Below are 16,199 nucleotides of genomic sequence, written 5' to 3' on the forward strand. Positions count from 1 at the left end.
GCCATCCGTGGCTGCTTGCCCTTAAGCCGTCCTGGCTTTGGGGCTGCGCTTTAGGCCATCCGTGGCTGCTTGCCCTTAAGCCGTCCTGGCTTTGGGGCTGCGCTTTAGGCCATCCGTGGCTGCTTGCCCTTAAGCCGTCCTGGCTTTGGGACTGCGCTTTAGGCCATCCGTGGCTGCTTGCCCTTAAGCCGTCCTGGCTTTGGGACTGCGGTAGGATGATAAGGGATAGACCCCTTGCCCCTTAAAGGGGTATCCACCATCCTTCGCTACCGAATGCTTTTAAAGGCAAGTGCAGCATGCCCAATGCTGCCGGGGGCGCGGGGGTGTCCCCCGCCAATCGCTTATCTCCCCTTCCTTGAGGAAGGGGGGCAGGGGGATGGTTGGCCCAAGGCAATGACGCCAATGCGATGATTCGGGCGTAATTTTAAATAGGATAGAGGAATGACGACATGCTACTTTTGGGGAACGGACTGTTAATTACCAGGGACCCCGCCAATCCGCTGATCGAGGATGGCTGCGTGGCGATCCGGGATCAGCTTATCGCCGAGGTGGGAACCACTGCGGCGCTGCGGCGCAAGTATCCGGAAGCCCGCTTCATGGATGCCCGGCGGAAATTGATCATGCCGGGGTTGATCAATACCCATATGCATTTTTACAGCACCTTTGCCCGGGGCATGTTCCTAGAGAGCGCTCCGCCGGCCAACTTCCGCGAGATTCTGGAGCGGCTCTGGTGGCGGCTGGATAAAGTCTTGACGCTGGAAGACGTTTATTACAGCGCCCTGATTCCGATCATCGACTGCATTAAAAACGGGGTCACCACCGTCTTTGACCATCACGCCAGCCCCAACTGCGCTCGCGGCAGCCTCTTCCGGATCGCCGAGGCCACGCAGGCGGCGGGACTCCGCGCCTGTCTCTGCTACGAGGTGTCGGACCGGGACGGCGCAACGATTGCCGAAGCCGGCATCCAGGAGAATCTCGAGTTTATCAAGCACTGCCACGAAGCGGCCGACCCGCTGCTGAAGGCGATGTTCGGCCTGCACGCTTCATTCACCTTATCCGATGCCACGTTGGAACGGTGCGTCGCTCAAAATGCCGGAACCGGAGCAGGATTTCACATTCATGCCGCCGAAGGAGTCGAGGATCGCGATGATGCCCGGGCCAAGTACGGCGTGGGCGTGATCGAACGGCTTCATTCCCGGGGGGTGTTGGGCCCCAAGAGCATCGCGGTGCATTGCGTGCATATCGCGGAACCGGAGATCGCGCTGCTCAAGGAGACCGGGACCAACGTGGTGCACAACCCCGAGTCCAACATGGGCAACGCGGTCGGCGTCGCGCCGGTGCTGGCGATGGTTAAGCAAGGGGTCCGGCTGGGCCTCGGCACCGACGGCTATACCAGCGATATGCTGGAATCCTTCAAGGCGGCCAACTGCCTGCACAAGCACGCCAGCCATCATCCCAGCGTCGCCTGGACGGAGATCCCGCAGCTGTTGTTCGAGAACAACCGGCAGATCGCCGCGGGCTACTTTGAGAAGCCGCTGGGCCGGCTGACGGCCGGGGCCTACGCCGACCTGATCGTGGTCGACTATCAGCCGCCGACCCCCTTGACGGCCGAGAACGTGAACAGCCACCTGCTGTTCGGAGTGAGCGGCCGGGCGGTGGATGCCACCATCATCAACGGCCGGGTGGTGATGGAGGACCGCCGGCTGACCACCTTGGACGAGGAAGCGATCTGCGCCAAGAGCCGGGAACTTGCTGAAAAGGTGTGGCGGCGGATTTAAACTGGGGTCGCCGTTTTATGAAATGTTTGTCGCGCAACGCCAAACGGCCTGCGCTCGAAATAGGGAGGCCAACGATGAGTGATCGCATGACAGGAATACCCTTTGCCCAACTGATGCGCTGGGCGTTCAAAGAGCGGGCCGCGGAGGATTCGATCTTCGGCGTTGCGAGCGCGAAGTTTTTCCGGAAATCCAACCAAAATACGCTGGCGCTGTTCGGCGCGGAGCTTGAGAATCCGCTGGGGCCGGCGGCCGGTCCCCACACCCAGCTGGCGCAGAATATCATCGCGGCTTATCTGGCCGGCGGCCGGTTCTTCGAGTTAAAGACGGTGCAGATTCTGGACGGCGCGGACCTGCCGGTCGCCAAGCCCTGCATCCTGGCCCAGGATGAGGGTTACAACGTGGAATGGTCGACGGAGCTGACGGTGCCCGACGCCTTTAATGAGTACGTCAAGGCCTGGTTCGTCCTGCATATTCTGGCCGAGGAACTGGGACTCGGCTCCAGCCGGGGCTTTCTCTTCAATATGAGCGTCGGCTATGATCTGGCCGGGATTCAATCGCCGAAGATCAACGCTTTCATCGAGGGCCTGAAGGACGCCTCCCGGACGCCGATCTGGCGCGAATGCCGGGAATTCCTGTTGGGCAACCTGGGAATGTTCGAGCGGGTCGACCGGGCTTTTATCGAGGCGATCCCGGCGCGGGTCTGTGATTCGATTACCCTGTCCACCCTGCATGGCTGTCCGCCCGAGGAGATCGAACGGATCGCCCGTTATCTTTTGACCGAAAAAGGGCTTCATACCTACGTGAAATGCAATCCGACGCTGCTTGGCTACGATTTCGCCCGGCGCACCCTGGACCAAATGGGCTATGACTATCTGGTCTTCGACGATCATCATTTCCAAAACGACCTGCAGTTTGCGGACGCGGTCCCGATGATCGGGCGGCTCAAGAATTTAGCGGCCGAACGCGGGTTGATCTTCGGCGTCAAGCTGAGCAATACCTTCCCGGTGCGGATCGCCAATCAAGAATTGCCCGGGGAAGAGATGTATATGTCGGGCCGCTCCCTCTATCCGCTCACCATTAACCTGGCCTACCGGCTGGCCGAAGCCTTCGCCGGCGATCTGCGGATCTCCTATTCGGGCGGGGCCGACAGTTTTAACATCGATCGGATCTACGCCGCCGGCATCTGGCCGATCACCCTGGCCACCACCATTCTGAAGCCTGGCGGCTACCTGCGCTTGCAGCAGCTGGCCGAACGGCTGGAAGCGGCTTATCATGGGCCGGAATTCAACGGAATCGACGTGGCCAGGTTACGCTCGCTGGCCGAAAGCGCGCTGACCGACTCCCACCACCTCAAGGAAAGCCGGGAGGTTGGAACCCGCAAGTTAGCCAAGGACGTGCCGTTGACCGATTGCTTCATCGCGCCGTGTACCGTGGGCTGTCCCATCGGCCAGGATGTGCCGGAGTATCTCCGGCTGGTGCAGGAAGGAAGATACCGGGAGGCTTTTGCGGTGATCGCCGCCAAGAATCCCTTGCCTTTCATCACTGGAACGCTCTGTAACCACCGCTGCATGACCAAGTGCACTCGGATCGATTACGAGACCCCGGTCGGAATCCGCGCCGCCAAACTGGTCGCGGCGGAGCGGGGCTTTGCGGAATATAGCGCCGGCCTGAAACGGCCGGTGATCGACAGCCCGTTCAAGGTGGCGGTGATCGGCGCCGGACCGGCGGGATTGGCGGCCGGCTATTTCCTGGGCCGCCAGGGGGTGGACGTGACCATCCTGGACCGCAAGGATAAGATCGGCGGTATTATCCAACATATCGCGCCCGGGTTCCGGATCTCCCAGGCTGCAATCGATCACGACCTGGAATTGGTTCGCAGCATGGGCGCGAAGTTCCGGCTGGGCGTGGACGGCAACTTTTCGCTTGCGGCGTTGCGGAATGAAGGATTTAAATACATCTTCCTCGCCATCGGCGCCTGGAAACCGGGCCGCTTGAAACTGGCGCCCTGTGACCGGGAGGTTATCAATGTCCTTGATTTCCTGGAGACCTTTAATAAAACGCCGCAAAACCTGGCGCTCGGAAAAAACGTGGCGGTGGTCGGCGCCGGCAACTCGGCGATGGACGCGGCGCGGGCGGCCAAACGGGTCGCCGGGGTCGAAAACGTCGATGTGGTTTACCGCCGGACCAGGCAGTATATGCCCGCCGACCGGGATGAACTGCGGCTGGCCCTGGCGGACGGGGTTCAATTCAAGGAACTGTTGGCGCCGCTGTCTTTCCAGAACGGCGTGTTGCGCTGTCAGCGGATGGAACTGGGGGCTCCGGATGGTTCGGGCCGCCGCAGCCCGGTGCCGGTTCCCGGCGCGTGGGACGATCTGGCGGTGGACAGCGTGATCGCCGCGGTCGGCGAAGGGATCGAAACGGAGCTGTTAACGGATAACGGGATTGGCCTCGATGCCGAGGGCCGGGTTCAAGCCGATCCGGAAACTCATGAAACCAGTCTCGCCAATGTCTTTATCGGCGGTGACGCCCTCCGGGGACCGGCCACCATCGTCGAGGGGATCGCCGACGGCGCCCGCTTCGCCCGGATCGTGCTGGAGCGGGAGAACCTTGGCGCTTTGGACCTGGCCGCGCCGGCCAGCTTCGATACAGAGCGGCAATTATCCGAGATCAAGCTCAAAAAAGGGCTCCTGCAGACTCCCGGGCAGCCGGAGAGCGAGGGTGGCCGCTGCCTCGAATGCGATACGGTCTGCAATCTTTGCACGGAAGTCTGTCCGAACCGGGCCAATATCGCAGTGCGAGTCCATCATGAGGCGTTGCACAACCGGAATCAGATCGTCCATCTGGACGCCATCTGCAACGAATGCGGCAATTGCGAGGCGTTTTGCCCCTACGACAGCGCGCCGTACCGGGATAAATTCACCCTCTATGCGAATCAGGCCGATTTCGAGGAGAGTCGAAACGCCGGCTTCCTGCTGCTGGATGAGGAGGCTCGCCGCTTCCGGGTACGGCTGGGCGAGCAGACCGCCGATGTAACCTTCGATTCAGCCGGCCGGTGCCACGGAGCCATCCCCGCCGCGATCGCCGCTTTGATCTGGGCGACCTATCAGGATTATCATTATCTATTGCGGTAGGAAGATAGAAACTGATTCAAAAGGAATGTTCAGTCATGAAGATTACTGTCAACGGCAAAACTGAGGAATTGGCCCAATCGATGTCGATCTCGGATTACCTCCGGTTCATCCAGATGGATACCATGCTGGTAGTCATCGAGTGGAACTTCACCACGCCGCCCCGCGAGCAATGGTCCCGGATCATGCTGGGCGAAGGCGACAATCTGGAGATCATCAAGATTGTGGGAGGCGGTTGAGCTTGGCTGAGGCGGGCATGGACCAAACGACGCTCCGTTACTCGCGGCAGCTGATTTTGGACGGGTTCGGGCCGGCGGGCCAGGAAAAATTGCGGCGGGCCAAAGTCCTGGTGATCGGGGCCGGCGGCCTGGGTTCCCCGGCGCTGTTGTATTTGGCCGCCGCCGGCGTCGGCAGGCTGGGGGTGGCCGATTGCGACGCGGTGACCTTTTCCAACTTGAACCGGCAGATCATCCATGACAGCACCGATATCGGCCGGCCCAAAACGGAGTCGGCCGCCGCCAAGATCGGCCGGCTCAATCCGGAAGTGGCGGTGATCCGGCACGATTTGCGGCTGAACATCGACAACGTGGAGGAGTTAATCAGGGATTACGACCTGGTGCTCGACGCCACCGATAATTTCACGGCCCGTTACCTGATCAGCGACTGCTGCTACTTGCTGGGCAAGCCGGTGATCGAGGGCGCGGCGGTCGGCTACGATGGCGTCCTGATGACGATCATTCCCGGCCAGACCCCGTGCTACCGCTGCCTATATCCGCAACCGCCGGCGGATGGCGTCCTGCCGACATGCAGTGATACGGGGATCCTGGGAATGGCCGCCGGGATCATCGGAACCACTCAAGCCCTGGAGGCGGTTAAGTTGATTCTGGGAACCGGTACGACGCTGGCGGGGCGCATCCTGACTTTTGACGCCTTGACAACCGGGTTTCGGCAAGTCCCCTGGCAGCGCCGGGCGGAATGTCCGCTCTGCGGCGAGAATCCCAGCATTACCGAGCTGGTCGAATATAAGATTCAATGCAGGACGAAAGAAGTATTGTGAAATTGGGAATGGGTTGTTGGTTGGTGAAGCGAATTCAAGGATGCCGTTTCAGGTTATTGGTTCTTAGTTCTTAGTTCTTAGTTCTTAGTTCTTGGTTCCTGGTTCTTGGTTCCTAGTTATTAGTAAAAAACCTGAATTAACATCCTGAATCAGCATCAACGACCAAGAACCTGAATCAACATCCTGAAACAGCGTCAACGACCAAGAACCTTTACAAGGAGCGGGTGAGAGATGGTAACCATTGACGAGTATGTAAAACCCGGGAGCGTCGCCGAAGCCTATACGCTCTTGACATCCAGTGAGAACGCGGCCGTGGTGGGCGGCGGAGTCTTCATGCGGCTGGCGTCCAGGAAGATTGGACTGGCCCTGGATCTGTCCCGGGCCGGACTGGATTACATCCGGGAGAGCGACGCGGCGATCGAGATCGGCGCGATGACCAGCTTCCGCACGCTGGAACGCAGCGCGGTGCTGCAAAGGAATCTTGACGGCCTGATTCCCAAGGCCATCGCCAATGTGCCCGGAGTGCAGCTGCGCAATATGGTCAGCGTCGGCGGCACCGTTTACGGCCGTTACGGCTTCTCGGAATTCATCACCTGCCTGTTGGCATTGGACTGCCGGGTGGTGTTGCACCGCCGGGGCGAGCTGAGTCTGGCCGACTTCCTGGCCTCACGGGGCAATGCCAAGGATATTTTGGAAAAGATCGTGCTGCGCAAAGAGACACTGCGCGGCGCTTACCAGATGTTCCGCAACTCTTTGGGAAGCCTGCCCATTCTGAGCGTCGCCGTAACCAAGCATGACGCCGGCTACCGGGTCGCGGTGGGAGCCAGGCCGGCCGTAGCGAAATTAGCCGGCGGGGCCATGAGTTACTTGAACGAGACCGCTCCCGGCGCGGCAGCGTCAGCGAAAGCCGGGGAATTGGCAGCGGCGGAACTGGAGTTTACCAACGACCGGCGGGCCTCGGCGGCTTACCGCCGGGAACTTTGCGGCGTATTGGTGAGGCGGGCGCTGCAGGAGGTGCAATCATGAAGATCAATGTCCAATTGAACGGTCTGGCGCTGGCGCTGGAGATCGCGCCCCACGAGTTCCTGCTGGATGTATTGCGGCGCTACGGCTGTCTCAGCGTCAAACGGGGGTGCGACACCAGCTCCTGCGGGGTATGCACGGTACTGATGGACGGAGTGCCGGTGCTTTCCTGTTCCTTATTTGCGGCCAAAGCCGACGGTCACAGCATCACGACAGTGGAGGGGCTGCAGCGGGAAGTGGCGGAATTGGCCGACTTCATGACGGCGGAAGGCGCCGACCAATGCGGCTATTGCAATCCCGGCTTTGCCCTGACCGTGCTGGCCATGAAACGGGAACTGGCCGCGCCGACCGAGGAGCAGATCCGGCATTACCTGGCCGGCAATCTCTGCCGCTGTACCGGATATGTCGGCCAGATGCGCGCGATCGCCAAATACCTGGGGGTGAAGGAATGAAGGAAGTCAATCAACCCAAACCGAAACTGGAAGGCAAAGGGCTGATGCTGGGCAGACCGGTCTATGCCGATGACCTGGCGCCCCAAAACGCGCTGATCGTGAAGGTATTGCGCAGCCCGTACGCTTTCGCCAGAATCAAAACGATCCGGACCGAAAAGGCGCTGCAGCTGCCGGGGGTCGCTTGCGTATTGACCTATAAGGATCTGCCCCGCAACATTATCACCCGGGCCGGGCAAGGGTATCCGGAGCCTTCACCGTATGATAAATTCGTCCTGGACGAAGTGGTCCGTTATTGCGGCGATGAGGTGGCGGTGGTGGCGGCGGTGTCGGAAGCGATCGCCGAAGCGGCATTGGAATTCATCGAAGTGGAATACGAGTTGTTGGAAGCGGTGCTCGATTTCGAGCAGGCGGAAGGAAACCGCTCGGTGCTTCACCCGGAACCGGAAGCCCATTCCAAATTCGATATCGGCATGGATGCCTCGCGGAACATCGCCGCCTCGTACCGGATGAATGTCGGCGACGTGGATGCGGTGCTGGAGCAGTGCGAGGTGGTGGTCCGGGACCGCTATTACACCCAGGCCCAGGCCCATGTGATGCTGGAGCCGCATGCCATCTCCTGTTACCTTGATATGCACGGCCGGCTGACGGTGGTCAGTTCGACCCAAACCCCGTTCCATGCGCGGCGGGTGATCGGCATGGCCTTTGATATTCCGCGCAAGGATATCCGGGTGATCAAGCCGCGGGTCGGCGGCGGATTCGGCGGCAAGCAGATGACCCACGGCGAGCCGCTGGTGGCCGCGGTCACGCTGAAGACCGGCCGGCCCGCCAAGCTGGTCTATACCCGGCGCGAGGTCTTCGAGTCGACTTTCAGCCGGCACCCGATGCGTTTCGATATCGCCTTGGGAGCGACCCGGGACGGGCGGATCAAGGCCATTGACATGAATGTGCTCTCCGACACCGGCGCTTACGGCGAACACGCCTTGACCGTGGTCATGGGGGCCGGCTCCAAACCGTTGCCACTCTATAACAAGGTCGACGCGGTCCGCTTCAACAGCGTGGTCGTGTATACCAACCATACTCCGGCCGGTGCTTACCGGGGTTATGGAGCCATCCAGGGCCTCTTCGCGCTGGAGTCGGCCATCGACCAGCTGGCGGAGAAGCTCGGGATCAGCCCGGCGGAATTGCGCCGCCAGAATATGATCGCCGAAGGCGAGACCTCGCCGATCTTTAAGATCATGGGGGAAGGCGGCGAAGGGGTCGCGATGACCATGGACAGCTGCAAGCTGGACTATTGCGTCCGGCGCGGCATGGAGCTGATCGGCTGGGACAGGAAGTTCCCCCGCCAGACCGTGGGGCCCAATAAGGTGCGCGGGGTCGGCATGGCCCTCGCCATGCAGGGCTCGGGCATCGCCAATATCGACATGGCCTCGGCGGTTCTGAAGCTGAATGACGACGGCTTCTTCAACCTGATGGTGGGCGCCACCGATATCGGCACCGGCAGCGACACCATTCTGGCCCAGATCGCCGCGGAAGCCCTGAACGTCAGTACCGACCAGATCATCGTCTATTCGTCGGATACCGACCTGACTCCCTTTGATAAAGGGGCCTATGCCTCCAGCACCACCTATGTCTCGGGCAACGCCGTCAAGAAAGCGGCCGAAAATATGAAACGGCTGATCGAAATCGAGGGCGCCCTTAAATTGCGGGTGGCCGAGGGCGAAGTGGAGTTCGACGGGACCACGCTCCGCCGCAAGGACGGCAAAGGGTCCATCTCGCTCAAGGATCTGGCGACCGGGTTGTACTATCACGCCAACCAGAAGCAACTGGTGGCCTCCGACTCCTATGTCGGCCAGAAATCGCCCCCGCCGTACATGGCCGGCTTCGCCGAGGTCGAGGTGGACCTGGAGACCGGCAAGATCGATCTCCTGCATTACGCGGCGGTGGTCGACTGCGGCACCACCATCAATCCCAATCTGGCCCGCATTCAGGTCGAGGGCGGCCTGGTGCAGGGGATCGGCATGGCCCTGTATGAAGAAGTCCGTTACACCGAGCAGGGCAGGCAGCTCAACAACAACATGCTCTTTTATAATATCCCGAACCGGCTCGATATCCACCATGTCACGGTGGAATTCGCCGAGAGCTACGAACCGTCCGGCCCGTACGGCGCCAAGTCGGTGGGCGAGATCGGCATCGACACGCCGCCGGCGGCCATTGCCAACGCGGTCTACAACGCCACCGGAGTCCGGATCAAGGATCTGCCGATTACGCCGGAAAAAGTGCTGATGGCCTTGAAGCAACGGCGGCAATAATCATGGAGCGGTTCTAGCGGGCGCACTCGCCGGTGGTTCCGGTCAGGATGGCGATGGCGTGGTCCAACACCGGCAGGACGACTTCCAGGCACTCCCGGACCGCCTTGGGGCTGCCGGGCAGGTTGATGATGAGAGTGCGGCCGCGGATGCCGGCCACCGCCCGGGAGAGCATGGCCCGGGGGGTGATCGCCAGGCTCCTGGCGCGCATCGCCTCGGGAATGCCGGGGACCTGCCGCTCGATCACATCCAATGTGGCCTCGGGGGTGACGTCGCGGGGCGAAAAACCGGTGCCGCCGGAGGTCAGGATCAAGTCGGCGCCGCGGTCGCACATTTGGATCAGGGTCGCCGCGATGAGCGGCCGCTCGTCCGGAACCAGCCGGGATTCGAGCAGTTCGGCGCCGGATTCCTTCAGGAGCGCGGCGATGGCCGGGCCGCTCCGGTCCTCGCGCTGGCCGGCGGAGCCTTGGTCGCTGGCGACCAGGATACTGAAACGGATCATGAATGATCATTCCTTTATCGGGGATTGTAGGATCATTCTAACATATTTGAATCCCTGGGAACAACTTCCCGGGATGAAGAGTTGTATAGAGTAAGAACAGGCATAGGATTTCCGTAAGGCTAAGGACAAAAACTTCGAGGTGCGACATGCGCGACAGCTGTGGCCGGAATATCGACTATCTACGAATTTCAGTGACGGACCGCTGCAATCTTCATTGCATGTATTGCTCCGCCGGGCTGGCGGAGGTCCTCCCGTCTGGGAGACCGTCCGATGATCCGCACTATCTCAGCGCGGCCGAGATCGGCCGGATTACTGAAGTTATGGCCGGTCTCGGCATTCGCAAAGTACGGATCACCGGCGGCGAACCGTTGCTCCGGCCGGATCTGGAGCAGATCATCGCCATGGTGGCCCGAGTCCCCGGCATCAGTGATATCGCGATGACCAGCAATGGGATCGGCCTGGCCGGGCGGGCGCGGCAGTTGAAGGACGCCGGACTGCAGCGGGTCAATATCAGCCTGGATTCCTTGGACAACGGCAAATTCGCCGCCATTACCGGCGGCGGCAATCTGGCCCCGGTGCTCAAGGGGATCAAAGCCGCCGTGGCGGCCGGCTTGGAGCCGGTCAAGATCAATGTGGTGCTGATGAAGGGGATCAATGACGATGAGATCGACCCGTTCATCGCGTTGACCCGGGAAAATCCGGTGGAGGTCCGGTTTATCGAATTGATGCCGATCGGCAGGTTCGGCGCCGATCATTCGGAACGGCTCCTGTCCAACACGGCGATTCTGGACGCCCGTCCCTGGCTGAAGGAACTGCCGGGCGCCCCCAACCAGACCGCGCGGCGGTATGCGGTCCCCGGCTACCGCGGCCGGATCGGCCTGATCAGCCCGATCAGCCAGCAGTTTTGCGCCGGGTGCAACCGGATTCGCTTGACCTGTGACGGAAAGCTGAAACCTTGCCTCGGGGACAATACCGAGCTGGATATCGCGGCGGCTTTGCGCCATGAGCCGGAGCGGCTGGCCGGGCTGATCCGCAAGGCCATTCTGGAGAAGCCGGCCGGGCACCATTTTGAACGCGGTTTCGCCTCGAAACGGTCGATGGCCGCCATCGGAGGATAATCATGGAACTGTCGCATCTTGATCAAAGCGGCCGGGCCCGGATGGTGGATGTCTCGGCCAAGGACGCCACCGCGCGGGAGGCGGTCGCCGCCGGTTTTGTCACGATGAACCCCGCGACCTTGAGGTTGCTCAGCGAAGGTTCGCCCAAGGGCGACGTGCTGGCCGCGGCCAGGATTGCCGGGATTATGGCCGCCAAGCGCACGTCTGAATTGATTCCGCTCTGCCACAATGTGCCGTTGGAGTCGGTCGGGGTCGAATTGACGGCCGATGCCGAACACTATGGCGTAGCCATCCGGGCGACGGCCCGTTGTTCGGGGAAGACGGGCGTGGAGATGGAGGCACTGACCGCCGTCACCGTGGCCGCATTGACCATTTATGACATGTGCAAAGCCGTGGATCGTTCGATGGTGATCGGAGAGGTCCGGCTGTTGCGAAAGAGTGGTGGCCGCAGCGGGGTGTATATCCATGAGGAAGCAAGTCCCGGCGGCACGACTGGGGAGGGTGGGGCGGCCGATGTCTGAAACCGGTACGGAAAATACTACACCGCGGGTGATTGCCGTCAATCTCAGCGCGGCCAAGGGTGTCCCCAAGCGGCCCATCGCCAGCGGCGAGTTTATAGCGGATTACGGATTGAAGGGCGACGCCCATGCCGGAAAGTGGCACCGTCAAGTCAGCCTGTTGGGACAGGAAAGCATCGACTGGATGAGCGCCTTGGGGGTGCAAGGGTTGACTCCCGGGCGGTTTGCCGAGAACATCACCACCGAAAATATCGAGCTTTATCGTCTCCATATCGGCGACCGGCTCTCCATCGGGGAAGTTCTCTTGGAGATTACCCAGATCGGCAAGGAATGTCACCAGGGCTGCGCCATCTTCCAGCAAGTCGGGAGCTGCGTGATGCCGACCGAGGGCGTTTTTGCCCGGGTATTGCATGGCGGAGTCATCGGGCCGGGCGAAGCGATTCGCATCGAAAGCAATAACGCTTCCCCAGGGGGAAGCGTCACGGATCATTCTTGAACTCGCTGAATGGCCACGATTTTTGGTTCCAGACCCCGGGAGAGATAACGGGTCAGCCCCAAAGCCCCCGCCAAAGCTCCCAGTCCTGCCAGGAAGCCGCCGGTTTCCGACTTCAACCATACGATGCCGCCGATCAGGCCGGTGACGAAGCATAATAACGGGATCCCGTATAGCGTCGCCGCATTGCCTAAGGTGGAGAATTTTTGGCGGATCAGGACTTGGTCGCCGATTCTCGCCCCGACCGTATTCGCGAGTTCCAACCCAATATGCTGCAGGTTACATCCGGTGCAAGCGCCGCATTCCCGGCAGAGGTTTTCCTGGATTATTTCTAGCCGGGCCGTCCCGCCCTCGATAGCCACTACTTTTCCGATTTGGTCCATTGGATACACCCCGTGGGACAGACTTTTTGGATCTCCTCCCCATTATCCAGATCGAGTCTTTCGACTGCCCGGGCAAGATTCTCTTCCATCCGGAACGCATCCGGATGTTTTTTCACGCATAGTCCACAGGCGATACAACCTTTCTCACAGACGCTCCGTACCGCTTTGCCTTTATCATGGGAGGCGCAGGCGACGTAATGGGGCTGAGCGGCGGGGAGCAGTTGAATGAGATTACGGGGACAGGATGCGACGCAGAGGCCGCAGCCCACGCATTTCTGCGGATCGATCGCCGGCGGGCGTTCGGCCCGGGACGTGATGGCGCCAAAGGGACAGGTCCGCTCGCAATCGCCGAAACCGAGACAGCCGTATGCGCAGAGTACTGTGCCGCCGGATACCGCTGCCGCGGCCGAACATAGCGGAACTCCGTCATAACGGCCGCGTTGCCACGGTTCGGCGAGACTGCCGTTGCAATGAATCTTGGCGACCATTGGCATGCTGGAAGCAGGGCTCACTCCCAGAATACCGGCGATCTTTTCGGCCACCGCCATTCCCCCGGCCGGACAGAGATTGGTTTTGGCGCCGGTGTCGACGATGGCGCGCGCGTAATTGGCGCAACCGGGGAATCCGCAGGCGCCGCAGTTCGCTCCGGGCAAGACGGAGGCGATCTGCTCGATGCGCGAATCGACATTGACGGAGAACTTTTTTGAGGCGAAACCGAGACCGATCCCTAATAACGCGCCGAAGATTCCCAGAACTATCAAGGGGGTTAAGAGGAATTCCATGGATGAACCTCCATTACATCTTCTCAAAGAGCTGTGATTCAAGACGCTTGAATTCTTCTTGCAAGGCAATTTCTGGCTGAAAAGATTTTTACAGGAGCCCGGTAAATCCGATGAAAGCGATGGCGATCAGCCCCGCCACGATAAAAGCCAACGGCTCGCCTTTTAAGAACTTGGGCACATTGGCCAATTCCAGCCGTTCGCGGATGGACGCCATCAGGACCAAGGCCATCATGAAACCGGCCCCGGCGCCGAGGGAAAAGACCACCGTCTTCAGCAGATTATGCTGCTCCCGGACATTGAGGATGGCGACCGCCAGGATGATGCAATTGGTGGTGATCAGGGGAAGGTAAATCCCCAGCGCCTGGTAGAGGGCGGGAGCGGTCTTCATCAGCGCCATTTCCACCAGTTGCACCAGGGTGGCGATGACCAGGATAAAGACGATGGTCTGCAGATACTCCAGGTGCAACGGTTGAAGCAGGTAGAACTGAATACACCAGGAAAAAACCGCCGCCAGCAGGAGTACGAAGATCACGGCCAGCCCCATGCCGACGGAGTCGCCGATCTTTTTGGATACCCCGATATAGGGACAGAGCCCCAAAAAGCGGGAGAAGACGAAGTTGTTGACGAAAATGGTTCCCAAAAACAATAATACCAGTTCATTCATGCTTTATCACTCCTTGCGCGAACCAAGGCCATCAAAAGTCCGATGGTGATGAACGCCCCCGGCGGCAGCAGCATAATCAAGATCGGCTCAAAGTGCCCGAATAAAGGGATTCCGAAGAAGGTGCCGTTGCTCAGCACTTCCCGGATGGTGGCGATGAGCGTCAAGACCAGCGTGTAGCCGCAACCCATGCCCAGCGCGTCGACCATGGAGGAGAAGATCCCGTTCTTGGAGGCGAACGCCTCGGCCCGGCCGATAATGATGCAGTTCACCACGATCAGGGGAATGAAAATCCCCAGTTTCTGATGGAGATCGGGCAGATAGGCATTCATCAGCAGATCGACGATGGTGGTGAACGAGGCGATCACCACGATGAAGACCGGCAGCCGGATTTTGGCCGGGATCGAGCGGCGCAGGAGCGAAATCAAGATATTCGCGCCCAGCAGGACGAAGGTCATGGCCGCGCCCATCCCGACCGCATTGGCGACCTCGGTCGACACGGCCAGCGCCGAGCAGAGACCGAGCATCAGGCCAAGGATGGGGTTTTCTTTCAATAAACCCTTGGTGAACTCAGGGATGATTTTGTTGGAATTCATGGATTCGCTCCCGGATGGCATCGGTGATGGCCCGCGAGGAGATCGTCGCCGCGGTGATGCCGTCAATCGTTCCGCCATCCTTTTTTAGTTTAATTTGATCGGCCGGTTTTTGCGCGAATTGGCCCAGGAAGCCCGGGCCGGTGATCTTCGCGCCCAGGCCGGGGGTTTCATTTTGCACCAGCACCTTGACGCCGGTGACCCGATATTGGGGATCGATACCGACCAGCGCCTCGATCTGGCTCGAGTATCCCGCGGCGGATACCTGGAGCACATAGCCGACGAGCTGGCGTTTGGCGTCCAACCCCTGCTGGTAATCATCTTTCGGCTGAAACTCGACCGCCCCGGGCAGGACTTCTTCCAAGGCCGCCTTGGCCGCGGCGGTCTGGCCGGCCCGGATCTGGGCGGCGGTGAAATGATGGGTCAGCGCCAGCGCCACTCCGGCCACGGCCGCCACAATCATTAAATAAATGCCCAATTTTACTGTTTCTCTCATTTTGCCGCTCCAAAAGACCGTGGTTTCGTATACTTATCGATCAGCGGGGTCAGCATGTTCATAATCAGGATGGAATAACAGACCCCTTCGGGAAAAGCCCCCCGGTTGCGGATGAGCACCGTCAGCAGGCCGCAGCCGATGGCGAAGATCAGCTTGCCCTTGCGGAAAAGAGGGCTGGTGACATAGTCGGTCGCCATGAAAAACGCGCCCAGGAACAGCCCGCCCGCTAGGATCTGATACAGCGGATCCTGGCCGAAGAGCGGGGAAACCAGGAACACCGTGGCGATGTATCCCACGGGGATCTCCCACGAGATGATCCCCCGGTATAACAGAAAGAGCGCGCCGAGGAGCAACAGCAGCTTGGAGACCTCGCCCAGCGACCCCGGGACGTTCCCCAGGAACAGATCCAGATAGGAAGGGGGGGTCTCCGCCAGTTTCTCCTTTAAGAGGCCCAAAGGGCTGGCCATGGTCACGCCGTCAATCTGCCAGCGGGTCATGGCCACCGGAAACGAAGCCAGCAGTACCGCCCGTCCGATCAGCGCCGGATTGAAGATATTGAAGCCGATGCCCCCGAAACACTCCTTGGTGATGAAGATGGCCGCGAACGCTCCGATCGGTACTTGCCATAGGGGAATGCCCGGCGGCAGGCAGTAGGCGAGCAAGAGCCCGGTCACGGCGGCGCTGCCGTCCCCAGTGCGAGGGGCGGTCTTAAAGACGAAGCGCTGGGCCAAATATTCGATGGCCAGGCAACTGCCGACCGCGACGAGGATCACCCAGGCGGCCCGGATTCCGAAACGCCAAACGCTCCAGAGCCCCGCCGGCGTCAAGGACAGGAAGACCGTACGCATGATCGAAGCCGTGCTTTCGGGTGATTTGAGATGAGGTGACGGTGCAAGCGTGAATTTCATG

At 60.5% G+C, this 16,199-nt stretch carries 17 protein-coding genes; 10 read left to right on the top strand and 7 right to left on the bottom strand.

The features are described from left to right. Positions 1–449: 449 nt before the first annotated feature. The 7 genes from ssnA (at position 450) to EDC14_RS05820 (ending at position 9,747) form a co-directional block, all read left to right on the top strand. On the top strand, positions 450–1,778 hold the full coding sequence (ssnA, locus tag EDC14_RS05790) for a putative aminohydrolase SsnA (protein WP_132013317.1): 1,329 nt from the start codon (positions 450–452) through the stop codon (positions 1,776–1,778). Between the two features lie 74 nt (positions 1,779–1,852). After that, positions 1,853–4,909, top strand: coding sequence for a putative selenate reductase subunit YgfK (ygfK, locus tag EDC14_RS05795; protein WP_132013318.1), 3,057 nt, complete (start codon positions 1,853–1,855; stop codon positions 4,907–4,909). A 35-nt stretch (positions 4,910–4,944) separates the two neighbouring features. Further along, the gene (thiS, locus tag EDC14_RS05800) at positions 4,945–5,145 is read left to right on the top strand and encodes a sulfur carrier protein ThiS (RefSeq protein WP_132013319.1); all 201 of its coding nucleotides are present in this window, start codon (positions 4,945–4,947) and stop codon (positions 5,143–5,145) included. A gap of 2 nt (positions 5,146–5,147) precedes the next feature. Then, complete coding sequence (locus tag EDC14_RS05805) at positions 5,148–5,963, top strand: HesA/MoeB/ThiF family protein (RefSeq protein ID WP_243662824.1); 816 nt, start codon at positions 5,148–5,150, stop codon at positions 5,961–5,963. Between the two features lie 231 nt (positions 5,964–6,194). Further along, a complete protein-coding gene (locus tag EDC14_RS05810; protein ID WP_132013320.1) occupies positions 6,195–6,989 on the top strand; it encodes an FAD binding domain-containing protein in 795 nt (264 codons plus the stop codon). Continuing rightward, positions 6,986–7,438: a (2Fe-2S)-binding protein gene (locus EDC14_RS05815; RefSeq protein ID WP_132013321.1), complete on the top strand. Its 453-nt coding sequence runs from the start codon at positions 6,986–6,988 to the stop codon at positions 7,436–7,438. The genes EDC14_RS05810 and EDC14_RS05815 overlap by 4 nt, the downstream gene beginning before the upstream one ends. Beyond that, on the top strand, positions 7,435–9,747 hold the full coding sequence (locus EDC14_RS05820; protein WP_132013322.1) for a xanthine dehydrogenase family protein molybdopterin-binding subunit: 2,313 nt from the start codon (positions 7,435–7,437) through the stop codon (positions 9,745–9,747). Before EDC14_RS05815 ends, EDC14_RS05820 begins: the two co-directional genes overlap by 4 nt. Positions 9,748–9,760: 13 nt before the next feature. Here the strand turns inward: EDC14_RS05820 and EDC14_RS05825 are convergent, their stop codons facing one another. Then, complete coding sequence (locus EDC14_RS05825) at positions 9,761–10,246, bottom strand: MogA/MoaB family molybdenum cofactor biosynthesis protein (protein WP_132013323.1); 486 nt, start codon at positions 10,244–10,246, stop codon at positions 9,761–9,763. Positions 10,247–10,392: 146 nt separating this feature from the next. Here EDC14_RS05825 and moaA point away from each other — a divergent pair, with 146 nt between their 5' ends. The 3 genes from moaA to EDC14_RS05840 are packed head-to-tail and all read left to right on the top strand — an operon-like array spanning position 10,393 to position 12,378. Then, a complete protein-coding gene (gene moaA, locus EDC14_RS05830) occupies positions 10,393–11,364 on the top strand; it encodes a GTP 3',8-cyclase MoaA (RefSeq protein WP_132013324.1) in 972 nt (323 codons plus the stop codon). A gap of 2 nt (positions 11,365–11,366) precedes the next feature. Continuing rightward, positions 11,367–11,885: a cyclic pyranopterin monophosphate synthase MoaC gene (gene moaC / locus EDC14_RS05835; RefSeq protein ID WP_165907818.1), complete on the top strand. Its 519-nt coding sequence runs from the start codon at positions 11,367–11,369 to the stop codon at positions 11,883–11,885. After that, positions 11,878–12,378, top strand: a complete 501-nt coding sequence (locus EDC14_RS05840) for an MOSC domain-containing protein (protein WP_132013326.1) — start codon at positions 11,878–11,880, stop codon at positions 12,376–12,378. The genes moaC and EDC14_RS05840 overlap by 8 nt, the downstream gene beginning before the upstream one ends. On the opposite strand, the gene EDC14_RS05845 is transcribed toward EDC14_RS05840, so the two are convergent. The 6 genes from EDC14_RS05845 to EDC14_RS05870 all read right to left on the bottom strand — a co-directional run bounded on the left by EDC14_RS05845 (position 12,369) and on the right by EDC14_RS05870 (position 16,198). Then, positions 12,369–12,758: a SoxR reducing system RseC family protein gene (locus EDC14_RS05845; protein WP_132013327.1), complete on the bottom strand. Its 390-nt coding sequence runs from the start codon at positions 12,756–12,758 to the stop codon at positions 12,369–12,371. The genes EDC14_RS05840 and EDC14_RS05845 overlap by 10 nt on opposite strands. Continuing rightward, a complete protein-coding gene (locus EDC14_RS05850; protein WP_132013328.1) occupies positions 12,737–13,540 on the bottom strand; it encodes an RnfABCDGE type electron transport complex subunit B in 804 nt (267 codons plus the stop codon). Before EDC14_RS05850 ends, EDC14_RS05845 begins: the two co-directional genes overlap by 22 nt. Positions 13,541–13,628: 88 nt before the next feature. Continuing rightward, positions 13,629–14,204: an electron transport complex subunit RsxA gene (gene rsxA / locus EDC14_RS05855; protein WP_132013329.1), complete on the bottom strand. Its 576-nt coding sequence runs from the start codon at positions 14,202–14,204 to the stop codon at positions 13,629–13,631. Continuing rightward, positions 14,201–14,797, bottom strand: coding sequence for an electron transport complex subunit RsxE (gene rsxE / locus EDC14_RS05860; protein WP_132013330.1), 597 nt, complete (start codon positions 14,795–14,797; stop codon positions 14,201–14,203). The genes rsxA and rsxE overlap by 4 nt, the downstream gene beginning before the upstream one ends. Beyond that, the gene (locus tag EDC14_RS05865) at positions 14,772–15,290 is read right to left on the bottom strand and encodes an RnfABCDGE type electron transport complex subunit G (RefSeq protein ID WP_132013331.1); all 519 of its coding nucleotides are present in this window, start codon (positions 15,288–15,290) and stop codon (positions 14,772–14,774) included. Before EDC14_RS05865 ends, rsxE begins: the two co-directional genes overlap by 26 nt. Then, positions 15,287–16,198 (bottom strand): RnfABCDGE type electron transport complex subunit D, encoded by a 912-nt coding sequence (locus EDC14_RS05870; RefSeq protein ID WP_132013332.1) that lies wholly within the window; start codon positions 16,196–16,198, stop codon positions 15,287–15,289. Before EDC14_RS05870 ends, EDC14_RS05865 begins: the two co-directional genes overlap by 4 nt. Between the last annotated feature and the right edge of the window lies 1 nt (position 16,199).

The sequence above is a fragment of the Hydrogenispora ethanolica genome, assembly GCF_004340685.1.
GTDB classification, from domain to species: domain Bacteria; phylum Bacillota; class UBA4882; order UBA8346; family UBA8346; genus Hydrogenispora; species Hydrogenispora ethanolica.

Coding starts and splice junctions, on each gene's coding strand:
- ssnA (WP_132013317.1), top strand. CDS start 450: ATGCTACTTTTGGGGAACGGACTGTTAATTACCAGGGACCCCGCCAAT.
- ygfK (WP_132013318.1), top strand. CDS start 1,853: ATGAGTGATCGCATGACAGGAATACCCTTTGCCCAACTGATGCGCTGG.
- thiS (WP_132013319.1), top strand. CDS start 4,945: ATGAAGATTACTGTCAACGGCAAAACTGAGGAATTGGCCCAATCGATG.
- EDC14_RS05810 (WP_132013320.1), top strand. CDS start 6,195: ATGGTAACCATTGACGAGTATGTAAAACCCGGGAGCGTCGCCGAAGCC.
- EDC14_RS05815 (WP_132013321.1), top strand. CDS start 6,986: ATGAAGATCAATGTCCAATTGAACGGTCTGGCGCTGGCGCTGGAGATC.
- EDC14_RS05820 (WP_132013322.1), top strand. CDS start 7,435: ATGAAGGAAGTCAATCAACCCAAACCGAAACTGGAAGGCAAAGGGCTG.
- EDC14_RS05825 (WP_132013323.1), bottom strand. CDS start 10,246: ATGATCCGTTTCAGTATCCTGGTCGCCAGCGACCAAGGCTCCGCCGGC.
- moaA (WP_132013324.1), top strand. CDS start 10,393: ATGCGCGACAGCTGTGGCCGGAATATCGACTATCTACGAATTTCAGTG.
- moaC (WP_165907818.1), top strand. CDS start 11,367: ATGGAACTGTCGCATCTTGATCAAAGCGGCCGGGCCCGGATGGTGGAT.
- EDC14_RS05840 (WP_132013326.1), top strand. CDS start 11,878: ATGTCTGAAACCGGTACGGAAAATACTACACCGCGGGTGATTGCCGTC.
- EDC14_RS05845 (WP_132013327.1), bottom strand. CDS start 12,758: ATGGACCAAATCGGAAAAGTAGTGGCTATCGAGGGCGGGACGGCCCGG.
- EDC14_RS05850 (WP_132013328.1), bottom strand. CDS start 13,540: ATGGAATTCCTCTTAACCCCCTTGATAGTTCTGGGAATCTTCGGCGCG.
- rsxA (WP_132013329.1), bottom strand. CDS start 14,204: ATGAATGAACTGGTATTATTGTTTTTGGGAACCATTTTCGTCAACAAC.
- rsxE (WP_132013330.1), bottom strand. CDS start 14,797: ATGAATTCCAACAAAATCATCCCTGAGTTCACCAAGGGTTTATTGAAA.
- EDC14_RS05865 (WP_132013331.1), bottom strand. CDS start 15,290: ATGAGAGAAACAGTAAAATTGGGCATTTATTTAATGATTGTGGCGGCC.
- EDC14_RS05870 (WP_132013332.1), bottom strand. CDS start 16,198: ATGAAATTCACGCTTGCACCGTCACCTCATCTCAAATCACCCGAAAGC.